Genomic DNA, 17,378 nt, shown 5'->3' with positions numbered 1-17,378 from the left:
CGATTTTGGTCGGCGCTATTGTAATGAAACTTGCTCCGCCTTACCAGTAAGATATTTTCGCTAAGCGTGTAATTTTATTAGAGAAAATGCCGTGAAAAGCCACTCCACCCGTTCTTTTTTTGTAATGTTTACATCATTTATCGCCTTTTCCAGCGGATTTGTGCTTTTTGGCTGCGATAATGACCGTAACACAGACGCTATTTGTAAAAATAATCCCGAACTTTGCGAAGATCTGCACCGTGACAGTTGGTGTCGTTATGAAAAAGGCGACCTTATTCGTCAGCGCTTCATTTTAAAAAGCACCCCCGAGCCCAGCGGCAAACAAATTTACGACCAATTGCGCTTCCTGGAGGTCTATTCCAAATGTATTGAGCTTGCCGCTGGCGTGCAGCATAAGGTGAACGTGTCGCGCACCAACGACAGGATGCGCGCCTTTGGCATAAGCGTGCAAAATCTCGATGAGTTGCAAAAGTCCACTAAAGACTCGACCGAGCCTCACCTCGCCTACTACCACTGGTCACGCTTTAATGACGCCAAGGCGCTGGATGTGCTGTTAAAAGCCGAGGCCGATGGCCAGGTGGACGACCCTGAATTGCTGTCAAAACTCGCGATTTACTACCTGAAGACTGACGCCGCCAGGGCGAGAACCTTGTATCTTGATGTTTTGGCGCATACCGATGCGGCTCACACAGATCCTGATTGGCTGCTGGGACTGGCAACCGCCTCGCGTAACCTGCACGATTTGGAGTCGAGTTATCTCTACTCACGCGCCAATGTATTTTTAACCGGTCAGGCGGTGAACGAAGCACAAATGCATGCGCTGGTGAAAGGCGATAAACAGCTTATTGCCATGCTGGATGAACAGGCTCAGGCGCTTGGCGATGCCATCAAGTCCGGCAGCTTTGCAGGCAGCAGCATTGAAAAAACGCTCAGAGCCAAAGCAGCACCGGCCGCGGCAAAATCTGCGCCAGAGCATGAAATTTCAGCGCCCGATGGCCAATAAATTATAAAAAGCGAGAGCGGTGTAAAATAATAACGTTTTTTGGGGCGATAATCGGGTTAAAACTGGGAATTAACTTGACGAATTCAAACAATTTGGTAATTTTACTACCAGATATTGTTTATAATCACTGAGGGATATGAAATGACTATCCGCGTAGCAATTAACGGCTATGGCCGTATCGGTCGCAACGTACTGCGTGCTCTGTACGAAAGCGAAAAAGAATATCCTATCGAAATCGTTGCCATCAACGATCTCGGCGACGCCTCCATCAACGCCCACCTGACCAAATACGATTCTGTACACGGCCGTTTCAACGCCAAAGTTGAGAACGACGCAGAAGCGATTTATGTCAACGGCGACAAGATCCTCACCTTCTCTGAGCGTGACCCAGCCAAGCTGCCTTGGGCCGATCTTAAGGTTGACGTGGTGTTTGAATGTACCGGTATCTTTACCTCTAAAGAAGCCGTACAGCCTCACCTGAATGCCGGCGCCAAGAAAGTGATCATCTCTGCCCCAGGCAAGAACGTGGATGCCACTGTGGTTTACGGTGTTAACCAGAACGTGCTGACCAGCGACATGACCGTTATCTCCAACGCGTCCTGTACCACTAACTGTCTGGCGCCATTCGCCAAGCCACTGAACGATGCCATTGGTATCGAGTCTGGCCTGATGACCACCATCCACGCCTACACCAACGACCAGCGTCTGTCTGACGTGTATCACAGCGATCTGCGCCGCGCCCGTGCTGCTGCCATGTCTATGATCCCAACCAAGACCGGCGCCGCTGCTGCGGTAGGTCTGGTGGTTCCTGAGCTGCAAGGCAAGTTTGATGGTCTGGCGGTTCGCGTACCTACTGTGAACGTGTCTCTGGTTGACTTGTCTTTCATCGCTTCTCGCGACACCACTGTGGCCGAAGTAAATGAAATCATCGAAAAAGCCCTGGCTGCCGATGAAGTTCTGAGTCAGGTACTGGCAGTAAATAAAGAGCCGCTGGTGTCTATCGACTTCAACCACAATGCCTTCTCTTCCAACTTCGACGCTACTCAGACCCGCGTAAGTGGTCGTCTGGTGAAGGTTATGGCCTGGTACGACAACGAGTGGGGTTTCAGCAACCGTATGCTGGACAACGCCGTTGCCCTGATGAACGCCAAGTAAGACGTTCTCACATACAAAAAGGCCCCGAGGGGCCTTTTTTTGTTGCCTGCGTTCCACTCGTTGCTGATGTGGTTTTCATGCGTTCGCTGCAAGTTGCCAACTCACTCCTTACTGCCCACTTGCCTAACCGACTCGGAAGCTGCAAACCTCAGGTCCCTCTATGACCTTGTTTGGATGAGCGCCATCGTCAGGGAAGCGGCTGCTATAAGCTGCGAAATACAGGACCCAAAGCGGGTATCAGCTGCCCTATCCCGTTTCTTTGTTCAGCTTTTAATCCGGATGGCCAAGCCAAGATAGCGAGCAAGATAGGAACCAGATAGCTAACAAGCAAAGATAATAGTTCAGCTCCTATGGCCATAGGCTGATTTGAATGTGTTCCGGCCACATAACCAATGCTCGCCTAAGCACCGAATCCAGCCCCATATCAAACGCACGCCCCTGCGTTATGTCTGCTTTATTCCTCAAACAAACAGCGATTTATTGCGAATGTCGCAATAAGTAGATGCCCATAAAAAAGCCCCGCAGGTGCGGGGCTTTTTACGAATAGATAGCTTAAGCAGTAAAGGTGCCAGCTTAGTTCAGGCCGGCCAGCGCTTCTTTACAGAGGCTGGTGATCCTGTCCCAGTCACCGGCGTCCATTGCATCAGTTGGGGCAATCCAGCTACCACCGATGCAATCTACGTTCTTCAGCGCAAGGTAGTCCTTGTAGCTTGAGGGCGTAATGCCGCCGGTTGGGCAGAAGCGGATATCCGCCAAGGGGCCCTGGAAGGCTTTCAGTGCATTCACACCGCCAGAGGCTTCGGCTGGGAAAAACTTAAAGTGACGATAGCCAATGGCCATACCCGCCATGACTTCAGAGATACTCGCCACACCGGGGATAAGTGGCACTTTCCCCTGAATGGCGGTTTTAAGCAGCTCTGGGTAGGCACCCGGCGTGATGATGAACTGAGCACCGGCATTCACCGCCTGCTCGAGCTGTTCTTCATTCAAAATGGTACCGGCGCCGACCAGGGCTTCAGGAACTTCTTTGGCAATTTTTTCAATGGCTTCGAGAGCACATTCGGTGCGCAGCGTCACTTCGAGCACACTAATACCACCGGCGACCAATGCCTTTGCCAAGGGCACGGCATGTTCGAGCTTGTTGATCACCATGACGGGAACAATCGGGCTGCGCTTAAAAATATCCTGTGGTTGCAAAGACCAGTTATTCTCAGACATCTGTCGTTTCCTTCATGGATTAGTAGTGTTCATCAATGGCGTCAGTGCAGCGTGCACCGGTTTCTGGGCTGCTGAGGTTTTGTCTCAGGGCGCCAAACAGTTCGCGGCCCATACCGAAGCGGGACTTTTTAAGATCCACGGATTCGGCCACACGGGCGCTCAGTTCAGTTTCAGACACCAGCAGCGACAACTCACCCTTGATGGCATCGATTCGGATAAGGTCGCCATTTTGCACCTTGGCAATCAAGCCACCGTCCAGCGCTTCCGGCGTCAAATGGATAGCGGCAGGCACTTTACCTGAGGCACCGGACATACGACCGTCGGTCATCAGTGCGACTTTAAAGCCTCTGTCCTGCAGGGTGCCAAGGATTGGCGTGAGTTTGTGCAGCTCAGGCATGCCGTTGGCTTTCGGGCCCTGACCTTTTACCACTACCACACAGTCTCTATCGAGCTCGCCCGCTTTAAACAGCGCATCGAGCTTGTTCTGATCGTCAATCACCACCGCTGGTGCTTCAACGATGCGGTGTTTTTCCTGCACCGCCGACACCTTGATAACCGCGCGGCCAAGGTTACCTTTCATCAGCTTAAGGCCACCGTTGCTTTGGAACGGCTCGCCCACAGGGCGCAGTACTTCGCCGTCCAGGGTTTCGGCAGGACCGTCAACCCAGGTCAGCTCGCCATCCAGCAGCTTGGGCTCCTGGGTGTAGCGCCGCAGACCAAAGCCGGCAACTGTGTTCACATCTTCGTGCACTAAACCTGCGTCCAGCAGTTCCTTCATCAGGAACGCCATGCCGCCTGCGGCGTGGAAGTGGTTGATGTCGGCATGACCATTTGGGTACACACGGGCAAGCAGCGGCACCGCATCGGACAGCTCGGAGAAATCATCCCAGTTGATGATGATGCCCGCAGCGCGGGCAGCGGCCACGATGTGCATGGTCAGGTTGGTGGAACCGCCGGTAGCCAGCAGCGCCACAATGCCGTTCACAATGGATTTTTCGCTGACGATTTCACCTATGGGTGAATACTGCAGCCCCTGCTCGGTCAGGCGGCATACCTGTTTGGCGGTCATCTTGCTCAAGGCTTCACGCAGCGGATCGTCAGGGTTAACGAAGGATGAACCAGGCAGCTGCAGCCCCATCACTTCCAGCACCAACTGGTTAGAGTTGGCGGTACCGTAGAAGGTACAGGTACCGGCGCTGTGATAGGAACTGGCCTCAGCTTCCAGCAGCGCGGCGCGGTCGACCTTGCCTTCGGCAAACTTCTGGCGAATACGCGCCTTTTCTTTGTTGGGGATGCCAGAACGCATTGGGCCAGCCGGTACAAACAGCATCGGCAGATGACCAAAGCTCAGGGCACCAATCAAGAGACCGGGAACAATCTTGTCGCACACACCCAGCAGCAAGGCACCATCGAACATGTTGTGTGACAAACCAACGGCGGTAGCCATGGCAATCACTTCACGGGACAAGAGTGACAGTTCCATGCCTGGTTGGCCCTGGGTCACCCCGTCGCACATCGCTGGCACGCCGCCGGCTACCTGCGCCACACTGCCCACTTCATTACAGGCCGCTTTAAGCAGGCTTGGGTAATGCTCGTAAGGCTGATGCGCCGACAGCATGTCGTTAAATGCGGTCACAATGCCGATATTGGCCTTGTTAAGTTGGCGCAGTGACTGTTTATCATCGGCACCGCACGCGGCAAAACCGTGGGCAAGGTTGCCACAGCTGAGGCTGGATCTGTGCACTGTCTGGCTGCGGGCTTCGCCGATGGCGGCCAGATAAGCACTGCGGCTTTCTTTACTGCGTTCGATGATCCTGTCGGTCACCGACTTAACTACGGGGTGCATACATTGCCTCCTTAGGCGCTCCAATACACGTCCACGGGCGCTTTGTGCTGCCCGAGAACCACACGGATTGGCATCGCTTTGATATCATCGCTTTCCAACGCCTGACGATAGACGCTGAGCTTTTGTTCGCCCACCAGATGCAAATAGATCTGGCGACTGTTCAGAATAGCCTGTTTGGTCAGGGTGATACGCTCGTGCGGCGCTGTGGTTGGCGTCACCGCCTCACACAGGTTGCTGCTGTCGAGCGCCCTTCCAAGCTCTTTTGAGCAAGGGAACCAGGAACAGGTGTGACCATCGTTACCCATGCCAAGTACAACCACATCAAACGGACGTGGCACATTGGCAAGCTGCTCTGAGGTCATGGCAGCGCCTTCTTCGGCGCTGGTGAACATATTCTTAAGGCCACGGAATTTGGAAGAGGCTGCCCGGTGCTGCAGCAGATTCTCACGCACCAAACGCTCGTTGGAATCCTTATGGTCGTTGTCCACCCAGCGCTCATCCGCCAGGGTCACAAACACTTCGTTCCAATCGATGGCCTTTTTCGACAGGGCCTGGAACAGTTTAAGCGGCGTAGAGCCACCACTGACCACCAGGCTCGCCTTACCACGGGCATCCACCGCTTCCTGCAGCTGACGGGCAATACGCTCGGCCAGCTGAGTTTCCAAAGATTCGGTGTTGTCGAATGATTTAAATACGGTTTCTTTAAGCACCCTCGCCTCCTTACTCATCCCAGGAGCGGCCATCTTTGGTGATGAGCGCCACAGAGGCTACCGGGCCCCAGGTACCGGCCGGATAGGCCTTGGGTCTTTCGTTGCTGTTTTCCCATGCCTGGATGATGCCATCTACCCAGGTCCACGCCTGCTCTACTTCATCGCGGCGCACAAACAGCGCCTGATTGCCAAGCATGGCTTCCAGAAGCAGACGCTCGTAGGCATCGGCGATACGCTCGTTCTTGAAAGTATCGGAGAAGCTCAGGTCAAGTTTGGTGGTTTGCAGACGGGTCTTCTGCTCAAGCCCGGGCACCTTGTTCATCATCTGGATTTCCACGCCTTCGTGTGGTTGCAGACGAATGGTCAGCTTATTGGGCGGCAGATTACGGTAGTTGGAGCGATACAGGTTATGCGGTGGGTTTTTAAAGTACACCACGATTTCTGAGCTCTTGAAAGGCATGCGCTTGCCGCTTCGCAGGTAAAACGGCACACCGGCCCAGCGCCAGTTGTCGATATCAACCCGCAGCGCTACAAAGGTCTCGGTGTTCGAGTCCACATTGGCGCCCTCTTCTTCGAGGTAACCAGGCACAGGGCTGCCTTTAAGGAAGCCGGCAGAATATTGGCCGCGGACCGTGTTCTCGTTGACGTTATCCATATTGATGGGGCGCAGTGATTTGAGCACTTTTACCTTTTCATCACGGATTGAATCGGCATCCAGGTTTACCGGCGGGTCCATGGCAACCAGAGTCAGCACCTGCAACAGGTGGTTCTGGATCATGTCGCGCATCTGACCGGCTTTATCAAAGTAACCCCAGCGGCCTTCGATACCCACTTCTTCGGCCACGGTGATCTGCACATGGTCAATGGTGCGGTTATCCCACTTGGAGGCAAACAGCGAGTTGGCAAAACGCAGCGCAATCAGGTTTTGAACGGTTTCTTTACCCAGGTAGTGGTCGATACGGTACACCTGGTTTTCGTTGAAGAACTCAGAAACCTGATTGTTGATGACTTTGGAAGATTCGAGATCGGAGCCAATGGGCTTTTCGAGAACAACGCGGGTATCGGGGAAAATCAGATTCTGTTCGTGCAGGCAGCGGCAGATGTCGCCAAAAATGGCTGGCGGGGTCGCGAAGTAGTTCACCATCACCCGCTTTTCCGGCTCCAGCAGCTCGTGGAATGCGCTGTACCCTTCTGACTCGGTGAAATTGGTGCCGACATAATGGCAGCGCTCAATGAATCGGGCCAGGGTGGTTTCGCACAGTGCTTCTTTAACGAAGGTGGTCAGTGCGGTCTTAACCAGCTCTTTGAATTCTTCAGTGGAAAAGTGGTCTTTGGCGACACCGATGATTTTGGTGTCGTTATGAAGCAGCTTGGCTTTGTCCAGCTGATATAAAGAAGGGAGCAGTTTACGTCTCGCGAGATCGCCCTTGGTACCGAAGAGGACAAAATCACAGGCCTTCGCCCCGGTTGTAGTGTTGCCCATTGCTGCAAGCTCTCCTTTGTCATCGGCTTCACCGTATGATGGACGGTTGAAAGCCCTTTTGTTGTAATATAACAACAGATTTTGTTAAATGCATCCATAATTTGAAAAATCGTCGATACCGCCATGCTAGGCAGCCAAAGACGAAATCTGTTATTATTTTTGTGCTTAAATTACTGTTGGCAGTAGTAAGTTGGTGTGAAATCACCGCTAAAACTGTAAGCGGCAAACCACTTTGTGATCCACACAGCAAATTGAAACGCTGTGATCAGAAAATAAAAAAATAACACCTTCATCAATAGCGGACGTACGCGTATGAATACCCTAGAAAAGGTCCAGAAAAGTCTAAACCAATTCAGCAAGTCAGAACGCAAAGTGGCAGAAGTTATCCTGGCCTCTCCACAGACTGCGATCCACTCCAGTATCGCAACCCTGGCCAAAATGGCCGATGTGAGCGAGCCTACCGTCAACCGTTTTTGTCGTCGTCTCGATACTAAAGGCTTTCCTGATTTTAAATTACATCTGGCCCAAAGTCTTGCCAATGGCACGCCCTACGTCAGCCGTCACGTTGAAGAAGATGACTCTCCAGAGTCCTACACCACGAAAATCTTTGAATCTTCAATGGCTTCTTTGGACACTGCCCGCCAAAGCCTCGATATGCAGGCCATCAATAAAGCAGTGGATATACTGACCCAGGCCAAGACCATTTCTTTCTTTGGCCTGGGCGCGTCTGCCGCCGTGGCCCACGATGCCCAAAACAAATTCTTCCGTTTTAACGTACCTGTGATTTGTTTCGATGATGTGTTGATGCAGCGCATGAGCTGTATTAACAGCAACGAAGGCGATGTTGTGGTACTGATTTCCCACACTGGTCGCACCAAGTCATTGATTGATATAGCAAGACTTGCACGCGAGAACGGCGCAGCCGTGATTGCCATTACCGCCCGCAACTCGCCTTTATCAGTCGAATGTACACTGGCAGTCACCATGGAAGTGCCGGAAGATACAGATATGTACTTGCCCATGGCGTCGAGACTGGCCCAGCTGGTGATTATTGACGTGCTTGCCACTGGATTTACCCTGCGCCGCGGTCCAAGATTCAGAGACAGCCTGAAGCGCGTGAAGGAAGCCCTGAAGGAGTCCAGGATCAATAAAGATCCGGACCTGTAACTGGATTCCATGACTTCCCCGGCGGTCAGAATCTACTCTGATCGCCATTCCACCGCCAAAAGTTGGCGGTTTCTCACAAAAATAAAAGCTTGAGATAGATCATTTTGTTTGTAACTTTCCTACATAATATGCGCCAATGTCTGTTAATATAGTCTTCAGATTAACTTGAAACTTAACGGAGTAACTCATGTTCCGCAGAACCAAAATCGTTACTACCCTCGGCCCTGCCACAGACCGTGACGATAACCTTCGCCGCATTATCGCGGCCGGTGCTAACGTAGTAAGACTCAACTTCTCCCACGGTTCCCCCGAAGATCATCTTGAGCGTGCCACCCGCGTACGTAACCTTGCCAAAGAACTCGGTGTTCACGTTGCCATCCTCGGCGACTTGCAAGGCCCCAAAATCCGCGTATCTACCTTTAAAGACAACCGTAAGGTTCAGCTGGTACTGGGTCAGGAATTTATCCTGGACGCAGAGCTTGCCAAAGGTGAAGGTGACGAAACTCAGGTTGGTATCGACTATAAAGAGCTACCCGATGACGTGGTTGTTGGCGACATCCTGATGCTCGACGATGGCCGTGTGCAGCTGAAAGTGGAGCGCGTTGAAGGCCGCAAGGTGTTCACCTCGGTAACCGTTGCCGGTCCTTTGTCCAACAACAAAGGCATCAACAAGAAAGGCGGTGGTTTGTCTGCTGCGGCGCTGACCGAAAAAGACAAGGCCGATATCATCACTGCTGCCCGCATTAACGTGGACTACCTGGCGGTATCTTTCCCACGTACCGGTGCCGACCTGAACTACGCACGCGATCTGGCCAAAGCCGCTGGCTCAAATGCCATGATTGTTGCCAAGGTTGAACGCGCCGAAGCCGTTGCCACTGACGAAGCCATGGATGACGTGATCCTGGCCTCTGACGCAGTAATGGTTGCCCGTGGTGACCTGGGTGTGGAAATCGGTGATGCTGCGCTGGTTGCCGTGCAGAAGAAACTTATCAGCCGCTCTCGTCAGCTGAACCGCGTTGTGATCACCGCGACCCAGATGATGGAGTCGATGATCACCAGCCCAATGCCAACCCGCGCCGAAGTGATGGACGTGGCGAACGCCGTATTGGATGGTACCGATGCTGTGATGCTGTCTGCCGAGACCGCTGCCGGTGACTTCCCTGAAGAAACCGTACGTGCCATGTCCAACGTGTGTCTGGGCGCTGAAGCGCATCCAAGCGTGAAAGTGTCCAAGCACCGTATGGATGAGCGTTTCAGCTCAGTGGAAGAAACCATTGCCCTGTCAACCATGTATGCCGCCAACCACCTCGACGGTGTGAAGGCAATCATTGCCTTGACCGAGTCTGGCGCCACTGCCCAGCTGATGAGCCGTATCAGTTCTTCTCTACCTATCATTGCCCTGTCACGCCACGAAACTACATTGGCGAAAATGGCACTGTACCGCGGTGTGCAGCCTGTCTACTTCGACTCGACTGCGTTCCGCGCTGACGAAGTAGCTGCTCAGGCGCTGGAAGCCGTTCGCGGCGCAGGTTACCTGACCTCTGGCGATCTGGTACTGATGACCAAAGGCGATGCCATGGAAACCATCGGTGGCACCAATACCTGCAAGGTACTGATCCTGCCTTAATGTTTGTTCGTCTGATTTGCCTCGCCAGCCGCAGGCAATCATGACAGACAACAGCAAGAGCAAAACGCTCAAAAGAAAAAGGCACGCAATGCGTGCCTTTTTTATTGTCTGCTCAATCAGTTACAGCGAGGCAAACTCATCCACATTGATGGCAGCCAGACGCAGCTCATCGGCTTTCTTCAGGCTTGCCAGTTCATCAGCGTTGATAACACCGGTTTCCAGCGCCTGCTCAAGCATAGCAGCAGACATACCCTTGCCTTTCAGTTTGCCTTCTTTCTGGGCGGCGCGGATTTTCTTGTAAATTCCGCGGCACTCAAACTGGGCAATAAAGGCTTCTTCCACTTCGGCAATGCCGCCCTTGTCGCCTTCAAATGAAGGACACAGGAAGGTCAGACGATCGCGGGCAGGACCAGGTTTAAGCATGGCTTCCACCACGTCAGTGGCCAGTTTGTCCGATGGTCCCTTGAAGTGATTGCCAATTGGGAACACCAGTGCACGCAGCAGCCAGGCCACGGGGCGCATTGGGAAGTTACGCAGGGCATCGTCCAGCGCCTTGGCGGCCTTCATCAGACGGGTCTGCATTACATAGTGCACGGTTGGCAAATCATCGTGCTGACGACCATTGTCTTCGAAAAGCTTCAGGGTCGCAGACGCCAGGTACAGCTCTGAAAGCACATCGCCCAAACGGGCCGACAGCATTTCGCGGCGCTTAAGCTCACCGCCAAGGATAAGCATGGCCATGTCGGTCATGATGGCCAGAGCCGAGGACATACGGCCCATATGCTGATAATAACGCTTGGTTTCACCGCTCACCGGCGACTGGGCAAAACGGCTGCCAGTGAGTGCCGAGAACAAACTGGAGAAAGCATTGCGGGTGGCATAGCCCATATGGCCCATCAGCAGATCATCAAAACGCTCCAGCGCTTCATCCACATCCTCCATGCCTGCCGCTTCCATTTCGGCCAGTACGTATGGGTGGCAACGAGTTGCGCCCTGACCGAAAATCATCAGGCTACGGGTAAGAATGTTAGCCCCTTCCACAGTGATGGAGATGGGGTTAGCCATATAGCCGTGGGCCAGATAATTTTTCGGGCCAAGCTGAATGCCTTTACCGGACTGGATATCCATGGCGTCATTCATAACGTCACGGCCCATTTCGGTCATATGGTATTTGGCGATGGCGGTCACCACTGACGGCTTCACCTTTAAGTCGATGCCTGTGGTGGTCAGACGGCGCGCCGCTTCAAGCTGATAAGTGTTACCTATGATACGGGCCAGCGCTTCCTGCACACCTTCAAAGTGACCAATGGACATACCAAACTGCTTGCGCACAAAGCTGTAAGCCGTGGTGGTTTTAGTGGCGACATGGCCGGAAGCCGTTGCCAGCGCTGGCAAGGAAATCCCGCGGCCAGCCGACAAACATTCAACCAGCATACGCCAGCCTTTACCGGCATACTGCGGACCACCGATGATCCATTCCAGCGGAATAAACACCTTATCGCCACGGGTAGTGCCGTTCATAAACGCCATATTCAGCGGGTTGTGGCGGTTACCGATTTCAACACCCGGGTGATTGGTCGGAATGAGCGCGCAGGTAATGCCGATGTGCTTCTTATCGCCAAGCAGCCCTTCGGGATCCTGCATCTGGAACGCCAGACCCAGTACGGTCGCTACTGGCGCCAGGGTGATATAACGTTTGTTCCAGCTAAGCTCAAGGCCGAGTACTTCTTCACCGTTGAATTCGCCCTTTTTCACCACGCCCACATCGGGAATAGCGCCTGCATCAGAACCGGCTTCAGGGCCTGTCAGCGCAAAACAAGGGATTTCATCGCCCTTGGCGAGGGCTGGCAGCCAAAAGTCTTTTTGCTCCTTGGTGCCATAATGAGTCAGAAGCTCACCCGGGCCCAGAGAGTTTGGCACCATAACGGTAACGGCTGCGCTGACGCTGCGGCTAGCCAGTTTGGCCACAATAGTAGAGTTGGCATAGGCCGAGAAACCTTTACCGCCGTACTTTTTCGGGATGATAAGTGCGAAGAAACCTTCTTTTTTGAAGTAATCCCACAGCTCTGGAGGCAGGTCTTTACGGTTATGAACAATGTCGAAGTCATCAATCATCGACAGCGCGGTCATCACCTGGTTGTCGAGGAAGGCTTTCTCTTCTGCAGTTAACGATGATTTGCCGTAGGCATGCAGCGCATCCCAGTTAGGCTTGCCACGAAACAGCTCCCCTTCCCACCAGACATCGCCCGCTTCCATGGCTTCACGTTCAGTATCAGACAGCGGCGGCAGTACCCGTTTAAAAAACGCAAATACCGGCTGAGTGATAAACTTCATCCGCAAATCTTTTACCGCAAACAGCACAATGACGGCTGCCACCAACAATAACAACAATGTGATCATGGCAATGACTCCTGTTATGCCTGATTAAGTGGCACGGCAACGCCCGCAGCCATATAAGGGATGACTTTGCGGATCACCGACTCGATGTCGTTCTGCTCTTTAAAGTCAGCTTCGGCGATTTCCATCAGTGCATCGGACGATGCCATGGTGAAGACCACAGTCCCCAGAGTGAAGTGTAGTCGCCAGAACATTTCTGCTGGCGGGATATGGGGCGCGCTTTGGCTGACAACCTGCACGAAACGGTCAAGGTGTTCGCCGTAATGGGTGGTGATAAACCAGCGCAGGTGGCCCTGGCTTTCGATATAACCACGGCCAAGCAATTGCAGGAAAATCCGCGTCCCTTCCACTCTCACCTTGTTCAGATCCAAAAGCGGCCTGACCAGCGCAGAGAAAATGGTTTCAAGGGATGCCTGGGTGCTTTGCTGCGAAAGCTTAACCAGCTCCGCCGACGCCGCTGGCATAAACACATCCAGGTAGCGGGCAAGCACAGCACGGATAAGCTCTTTTTTAGAGCCAAAATGGTAGTTCACCGAGGCCAGGTTTACTTCGGCCTTGCTGGTGATAAGCCTCAAAGAGGTTTCTGAAAAGCCGCGTTCGGCAAACAGCTTTTCGGCGGCATCAAGAATTCGGGTTTTGGTGTCGGATCGATTCGCCATTCCGTGACCTATGATTTATTTAAAACACTCGTTTAAATTAATCACAGGTAAACGGCTTGTCAAACGAAATATGAACAGGTGTTTGCATTTTCAAAGTCCAATTCCACCGCGCCAATGGTAATTTGCCGGCGCTCTCGTTAGACTTTTGTCGATTCATAATAACAAGGAAGCAACGAAAATGATGCACACCAAGCTGCGCCCCGCCAAATTGGCGCTCGGCATTGCCTTGGCGCTCAGTTTGAGCGCCTGCCAGGAAGACGCCAAAACCACCCATACCAATGCTATTGAAACCAAGGCTGCTGAAACCAAAGCTGCCGTAGCCGCTCCAGCGGCTTCTGAGCAGGTAACGGCCGCTGATGCCATTGCCTTTATTACCGAAGCTGAGGCTGAACTTGCCGCGCTGTCACTCGAAGCCAACCGCGCCGAGTGGATTTACAGCAACTTTATTACAGAAGATACCGCCTCACTGTCGGCCGCTGTGAACGAGAAAGTCACTGCCACTTCGGTGCGGCTGGCTACCGAGGCGGCTAAATTCGCCAGCGTGGAGCTTGATGCAGTCAACGCCCGTAAGCTGAATATGCTCAGAAGCGCCATAGTGCTGCCCTCGCCTATGGATCCTGCCAAAAACGCTGAGCTTGCCGGGATTGTCGCTGAGCTCAATGGTCTGTACGGCAAAGGCAAATACTGCCTGTCGGACGGCCGCTGCCTGACCCAGCCCGAGCTGTCGGCACTGATGGCTGAATCCCGCGATCCGGCGCTGCTTAAAGAAATCTGGGCTGGCTGGCGCGACATTGCCAAACCCATGCGGCCTTTGTTTGAACGTGAAGTGGTGCTTGCCAACGAAGGCGCCAGAGATTTGGGTTATGCCAACCTGTCTGAGCTGTGGCGCAGCCAGTACGATATGGCGCCGGATGCCTTCTCCGGTGAGCTTGACCGCCTCTGGGGCCAGGTAAAACCCCTCTATGACTCGCTGCACTGCTACGTTCGCGGTGAGCTGAACGAGCAGTACGGCGATGAGGTGGTTCCCAAAACCGGCCCCATTCCAGCCCACGTGCTGGGTAATATGTGGGCCCAGCAATGGGGCACAGTGTACCCGCTGGTGGCGCCCAAAGATGCCGACCCAGGTTACGATGTGACTGAACTGCTGGCGGCCAAAGGCTATGACGAGCACAAGATGGTGGAGCAAGCCGAGAGCTTCTTTACTTCCCTTGGTTTTGACAAATTGCCCGATACCTTCTGGAGCCGCTCGCTGTTTGTGCAGCCCAAAGACCGCGATGTAGTTTGCCACGCTTCGGCCTGGGATCTGGATAACGAAGATGATATCCGCATCAAGATGTGTATCCAGAAAACCGCTGAAGACTTTACCGTTATTCACCATGAACTTGGCCATAACTTCTATCAGCGTGCCTATAAAAATCAACCGTTTATCTTTAAGAACAGCGCCAATGATGGTTTCCATGAAGCCATTGGCGACACCATAGCCCTGTCTATCACCCCCAAATATTTGCAGCAGATTGGCCTGCTTGAACAAGTGCCTGATGCTTCCAAAGACATAGGTTTGCTGCTTAGACAAGCGCTGGATAAAGTGGCCTTCCTGCCCTTTGGCCTGATGATTGACCAGTGGCGCTGGAAAGTATTTAACGGTGAAATCACGCCACAAAACTACAACCAGGCCTGGTGGGATCTGCGTCTTAAATATCAGGGCGTGATGGCGCCGGTAGAGCGCACCGAAGCCGACTTCGATCCGGGTGCCAAGTACCACGTACCGGGCAATGTGCCTTACACCCGTTACTTCCTGGCGCATATTCTGCAGTTCCAGTTCCACCGCTCGCTGTGTGATATCGCCGGCGACAAGGGCCCGGTTCACCGCTGCTCCATTTACGGCAACCAGGATGCCGGCGCCAAGCTGGATCAGATGCTGCAGATGGGTGCCAGCAAACCATGGCCGGAAGCCCTAGCAGTGGTTACCGGCAGCAAGGATATGGATGCCAGCGCCGTGCTGGATTACTTTGCACCGCTGAAAACCTGGCTCGATAAAGAAAACACCGACGCCGGCCGTACCTGCGGCTGGTAACGCTTAAGTCAGTCCGGTCCATCAAAAAAGCCCGCATCCGCGGGCTTTTTTATTACTGAATGTTGCTGGCTATCTGATGACTATTTATTTCAATGAAGTGAGCTAAAAAGACCAGCAATGGGTCTATATCAACGTCTGGCGCCTTTCCTGTGGGTTTCTCTGTCATGAATTTTTTTCGCTTCAGACTTTCTCAGCATCACATAAAAGGCGCCACTGCCGCCGTCTTCCCGCGTCGCGCTGTGAAACGCCTGCACCTCGGGGAGTTGCTTAAGCCAGGTATTAAGTGCAGATTTTATCAGTGCTACCAGGGCGCCACTGCCGCCGCCTTTACCGGAAATCAGCAGCAAATTACGCTCGCCGCGATACATGGCAGCGTCTATCAGCTCAAGCAGCCTTGCGCGCGCATCACCTAGCTTAAGGCCTCGAAAGTCTTCACGGGTTTTCGCCTCGTAGCGGCCAAGACGCAACTGCTTTAATACCGCGTCCTGCACCCCTTCTCGGGCAAATTCGAGCAGATCGTCGGCGCGGCACGGCTCAAGCTCAGCCGGATTTATAGACAATGACTCCAACCTTTCGTCGGTATCGGCGTTGGCACGCCTTAGCCTGGCGGTTTCATCATCGGTGGCTGAGACGCCGAAATGCAACTTATCGTCGGTTTTCAGCGGCCTGACATCAGCCATTTCAGCAAAGAACAAATTCAGGTCTTCACACTGCACGCTGCTGCCTCCTGTTTGGGAAGTAACACACTTTGTAAAGATATGCCGCTTGGGTTACGGCCACTCATACATTATATTTGCCCCATAATAGCGCTAAACAAGTAACACAGATGAGAATTTTTCCGATATTGGCAGGCCTTTTGTTATCGTTTGCTGCTTTGGCAAGCAGCATGGCGCAGCAAAGTGACGACCTGGCAATCAATCACACCTATCAGGTGTCTGCCGAAGCTTTTGATAAGCTGAACGTTGCACTCATTGCCGAAATCTATGCCGACAACGCCTGTTATATTCCGGAGCGGCACGATAAAGAAATTGTCCGTGGCCGCGATTCGATAGTGGCGCTGTATGACAAGTTTTTCGGCAAAATTCGTAAAAAGAATGCCCGAATTGAGGTGGATTTCCGGGTTATCGACCGCAGCCGCAGCGGTGATTCAGTCACAGACGTGGGTTATTACCTGATCCGCTTTCACCCGGCTGCCGATACCGGCGAGCCTGTGAGCGAATACGCCGGCAAGTTTGTTACCGTAGTCAAAAAGCAAACCGATGGCAAATGGCTGCTGACACTGGACTCCAGTAATCGCGCTGAACCCAGGTTCTACTACTCGGCCAAACCTGTGGGCGAGCTCTACTACGGTTTGCGCTTCGATGAACCCGCAAAGCAGGATCTGCCCTGACCGGTTCCGTTTAGACTCCTTTTAAAGCGGCAATCCCTCATCGGATTGCCGTTTTGCGTTTAATCATTGCAAACGAGACTTGAATTAAACCCTGTTACGGGGCCAAAATCGGCCAACATTTCTGTTCTCAGGATAATCCCATGGATATTAAGGCCTGCCCCTGCGGCGCCGGGCAATATGATACTTGCTGCAAGCCATATCACGAAGGCGCATTGCCATCTCATCCAGAAGCCTTAATGCGCTCACGTTACAGCGCCTTTGTGCTGGGGCTGTGGCAATACCTGATAGATACCCATCACCCGGAATATGTAAACGGCCTGACCACAGAGTTGCTGGCAAATGGCCCCCACACCAGTTGGGCTGCATTACAAGTACACGAGTCTTCAATGGATGGCGCTGATGGCATGGTGCATTTCAGTGCCTGGTATAAAGAGGGACGAGTGCTCGACGCCATTTGTGAACGGTCATCATTTGTACAGCAGGATGGCCGCTGGTATTACACCGAGGGAGAGCTGTTTCGAGCGAAGCTTCCCGGTCGCAACGATCCCTGCATTTGTGCCAGCGGCAAGAAATTCAAGCAGTGCTGCGGCAAGTGAATAGGACAAAATAATAAAGCCAGGCAATTCAGCCTGGCTTTTTTATTCAGCGA

At 53.1% G+C, this 17,378-nt stretch carries 14 protein-coding genes; 7 read left to right on the top strand and 7 right to left on the bottom strand.

Annotation, left to right across the window (positions count from 1 at the left end):
* Window positions 1–124 precede the first annotated feature (124 nt).
* Both MJ923_RS08775 and gap read left to right on the top strand, forming a co-directional pair.
* Window positions 125–1,003: a DUF2989 domain-containing protein gene (locus MJ923_RS08775; protein WP_240590754.1), complete on the top strand. Its 879-nt coding sequence runs from the start codon at window positions 125–127 to the stop codon at window positions 1,001–1,003.
* A gap of 141 nt (window positions 1,004–1,144) precedes the next feature.
* Window positions 1,145–2,158: a type I glyceraldehyde-3-phosphate dehydrogenase gene (gap, locus tag MJ923_RS08770; protein ID WP_240590753.1), complete on the top strand. Its 1,014-nt coding sequence runs from the start codon at window positions 1,145–1,147 to the stop codon at window positions 2,156–2,158.
* A gap of 573 nt (window positions 2,159–2,731) precedes the next feature.
* Here the strand turns inward: gap and MJ923_RS08765 are convergent.
* From MJ923_RS08765 to zwf, 4 genes are read right to left on the bottom strand one after another with little or no spacing between them, the layout of a single operon-like run.
* Complete coding sequence (locus tag MJ923_RS08765; RefSeq protein WP_126166963.1) at window positions 2,732–3,376, bottom strand: bifunctional 4-hydroxy-2-oxoglutarate aldolase/2-dehydro-3-deoxy-phosphogluconate aldolase; 645 nt, start codon at window positions 3,374–3,376, stop codon at window positions 2,732–2,734.
* Window positions 3,377–3,395: 19 nt separating this feature from the next.
* A complete protein-coding gene (gene edd / locus MJ923_RS08760) occupies window positions 3,396–5,222 on the bottom strand; it encodes a phosphogluconate dehydratase (protein ID WP_240590752.1) in 1,827 nt (608 codons plus the stop codon).
* An 11-nt stretch (window positions 5,223–5,233) separates the two neighbouring features.
* Window positions 5,234–5,932: a 6-phosphogluconolactonase gene (gene pgl / locus MJ923_RS08755; protein WP_240590751.1), complete on the bottom strand. Its 699-nt coding sequence runs from the start codon at window positions 5,930–5,932 to the stop codon at window positions 5,234–5,236.
* 10 nt (window positions 5,933–5,942) lie between these two features.
* Window positions 5,943–7,415 carry a glucose-6-phosphate dehydrogenase gene (zwf, locus tag MJ923_RS08750; protein ID WP_240590750.1) on the bottom strand — a complete coding sequence of 491 codons (1,473 nt, stop codon included), beginning with the start codon at window positions 7,413–7,415 and terminating at the stop codon, window positions 5,943–5,945.
* A 312-nt stretch (window positions 7,416–7,727) separates the two neighbouring features.
* Between zwf and MJ923_RS08745 the strand changes: the two genes are divergently transcribed.
* Together MJ923_RS08745 and pyk are read left to right on the top strand one after the other, a co-directional pair.
* Window positions 7,728–8,582 carry a MurR/RpiR family transcriptional regulator gene (locus tag MJ923_RS08745; RefSeq protein ID WP_126166967.1) on the top strand — a complete coding sequence of 285 codons (855 nt, stop codon included), beginning with the start codon at window positions 7,728–7,730 and terminating at the stop codon, window positions 8,580–8,582.
* A gap of 187 nt (window positions 8,583–8,769) precedes the next feature.
* Window positions 8,770–10,209, top strand: a complete 1,440-nt coding sequence (pyk, locus tag MJ923_RS08740; protein ID WP_240590749.1) for a pyruvate kinase — start codon at window positions 8,770–8,772, stop codon at window positions 10,207–10,209.
* Between the two features lie 120 nt (window positions 10,210–10,329).
* Here the strand turns inward: pyk and MJ923_RS08735 are convergent, their stop codons facing one another.
* Window positions 10,330–12,609 carry an acyl-CoA dehydrogenase gene (locus MJ923_RS08735; protein ID WP_240590748.1) on the bottom strand — a complete coding sequence of 760 codons (2,280 nt, stop codon included), beginning with the start codon at window positions 12,607–12,609 and terminating at the stop codon, window positions 10,330–10,332.
* A gap of 14 nt (window positions 12,610–12,623) precedes the next feature.
* Window positions 12,624–13,265 carry a TetR family transcriptional repressor PsrA gene (psrA, locus tag MJ923_RS08730; protein ID WP_126166970.1) on the bottom strand — a complete coding sequence of 214 codons (642 nt, stop codon included), beginning with the start codon at window positions 13,263–13,265 and terminating at the stop codon, window positions 12,624–12,626.
* Window positions 13,266–13,443: 178 nt separating this feature from the next.
* Between psrA and MJ923_RS08725 the strand changes: the two genes are divergently transcribed.
* Window positions 13,444–15,339: a M2 family metallopeptidase gene (locus MJ923_RS08725; RefSeq protein WP_240590747.1), complete on the top strand. Its 1,896-nt coding sequence runs from the start codon at window positions 13,444–13,446 to the stop codon at window positions 15,337–15,339.
* Between the two features lie 128 nt (window positions 15,340–15,467).
* Here MJ923_RS08725 and MJ923_RS08720 read toward each other — a convergent pair whose 3' ends face one another.
* A complete protein-coding gene (locus MJ923_RS08720; protein WP_240590746.1) occupies window positions 15,468–16,055 on the bottom strand; it encodes a Smr/MutS family protein in 588 nt (195 codons plus the stop codon).
* Between the two features lie 170 nt (window positions 16,056–16,225).
* Between MJ923_RS08720 and MJ923_RS08715 the strand changes: the two genes are divergently transcribed.
* Together MJ923_RS08715 and MJ923_RS08710 are read left to right on the top strand one after the other, a co-directional pair.
* Window positions 16,226–16,729 carry a YybH family protein gene (locus tag MJ923_RS08715; RefSeq protein WP_338092220.1) on the top strand — a complete coding sequence of 168 codons (504 nt, stop codon included), beginning with the start codon at window positions 16,226–16,228 and terminating at the stop codon, window positions 16,727–16,729.
* 140 nt (window positions 16,730–16,869) lie between these two features.
* Window positions 16,870–17,325 (top strand): YchJ family protein, encoded by a 456-nt coding sequence (locus MJ923_RS08710; protein ID WP_240590744.1) that lies wholly within the window; start codon window positions 16,870–16,872, stop codon window positions 17,323–17,325.
* Window positions 17,326–17,378: the final 53 nt, after the last annotated feature.

The organism is Shewanella zhuhaiensis, from assembly GCF_022484835.1.
In the GTDB taxonomy this organism is placed as follows: Bacteria; Pseudomonadota; Gammaproteobacteria; order Enterobacterales; family Shewanellaceae; genus Shewanella; species Shewanella khirikhana.
This window is presented reverse-complemented; position numbering and strand designations above follow the sequence as displayed.

Excerpts from the sequence above, each read along its gene's own strand:
- MJ923_RS08765 (WP_126166963.1), bottom strand. The coding sequence starts at position 3,376 with ATGTCTGAGAATAACTGGTCTTTGCAACCACAGGATATTTTTAAGCGC.
- MJ923_RS08710 (WP_240590744.1), top strand. The coding sequence starts at position 16,870 with ATGGATATTAAGGCCTGCCCCTGCGGCGCCGGGCAATATGATACTTGC.
- MJ923_RS08735 (WP_240590748.1), bottom strand. The coding sequence starts at position 12,609 with ATGATCACATTGTTGTTATTGTTGGTGGCAGCCGTCATTGTGCTGTTT.
- psrA (WP_126166970.1), bottom strand. The coding sequence starts at position 13,265 with ATGGCGAATCGATCCGACACCAAAACCCGAATTCTTGATGCCGCCGAA.
- MJ923_RS08775 (WP_240590754.1), top strand. The coding sequence starts at position 125 with ATGTTTACATCATTTATCGCCTTTTCCAGCGGATTTGTGCTTTTTGGC.
- edd (WP_240590752.1), bottom strand. The coding sequence starts at position 5,222 with ATGCACCCCGTAGTTAAGTCGGTGACCGACAGGATCATCGAACGCAGT.
- zwf (WP_240590750.1), bottom strand. The coding sequence starts at position 7,415 with ATGGGCAACACTACAACCGGGGCGAAGGCCTGTGATTTTGTCCTCTTC.
- MJ923_RS08715 (WP_338092220.1), top strand. The coding sequence starts at position 16,226 with ATGGCGCAGCAAAGTGACGACCTGGCAATCAATCACACCTATCAGGTG.
- pyk (WP_240590749.1), top strand. The coding sequence starts at position 8,770 with ATGTTCCGCAGAACCAAAATCGTTACTACCCTCGGCCCTGCCACAGAC.
- MJ923_RS08745 (WP_126166967.1), top strand. The coding sequence starts at position 7,728 with ATGAATACCCTAGAAAAGGTCCAGAAAAGTCTAAACCAATTCAGCAAG.
- MJ923_RS08725 (WP_240590747.1), top strand. The coding sequence starts at position 13,444 with ATGATGCACACCAAGCTGCGCCCCGCCAAATTGGCGCTCGGCATTGCC.
- gap (WP_240590753.1), top strand. The coding sequence starts at position 1,145 with ATGACTATCCGCGTAGCAATTAACGGCTATGGCCGTATCGGTCGCAAC.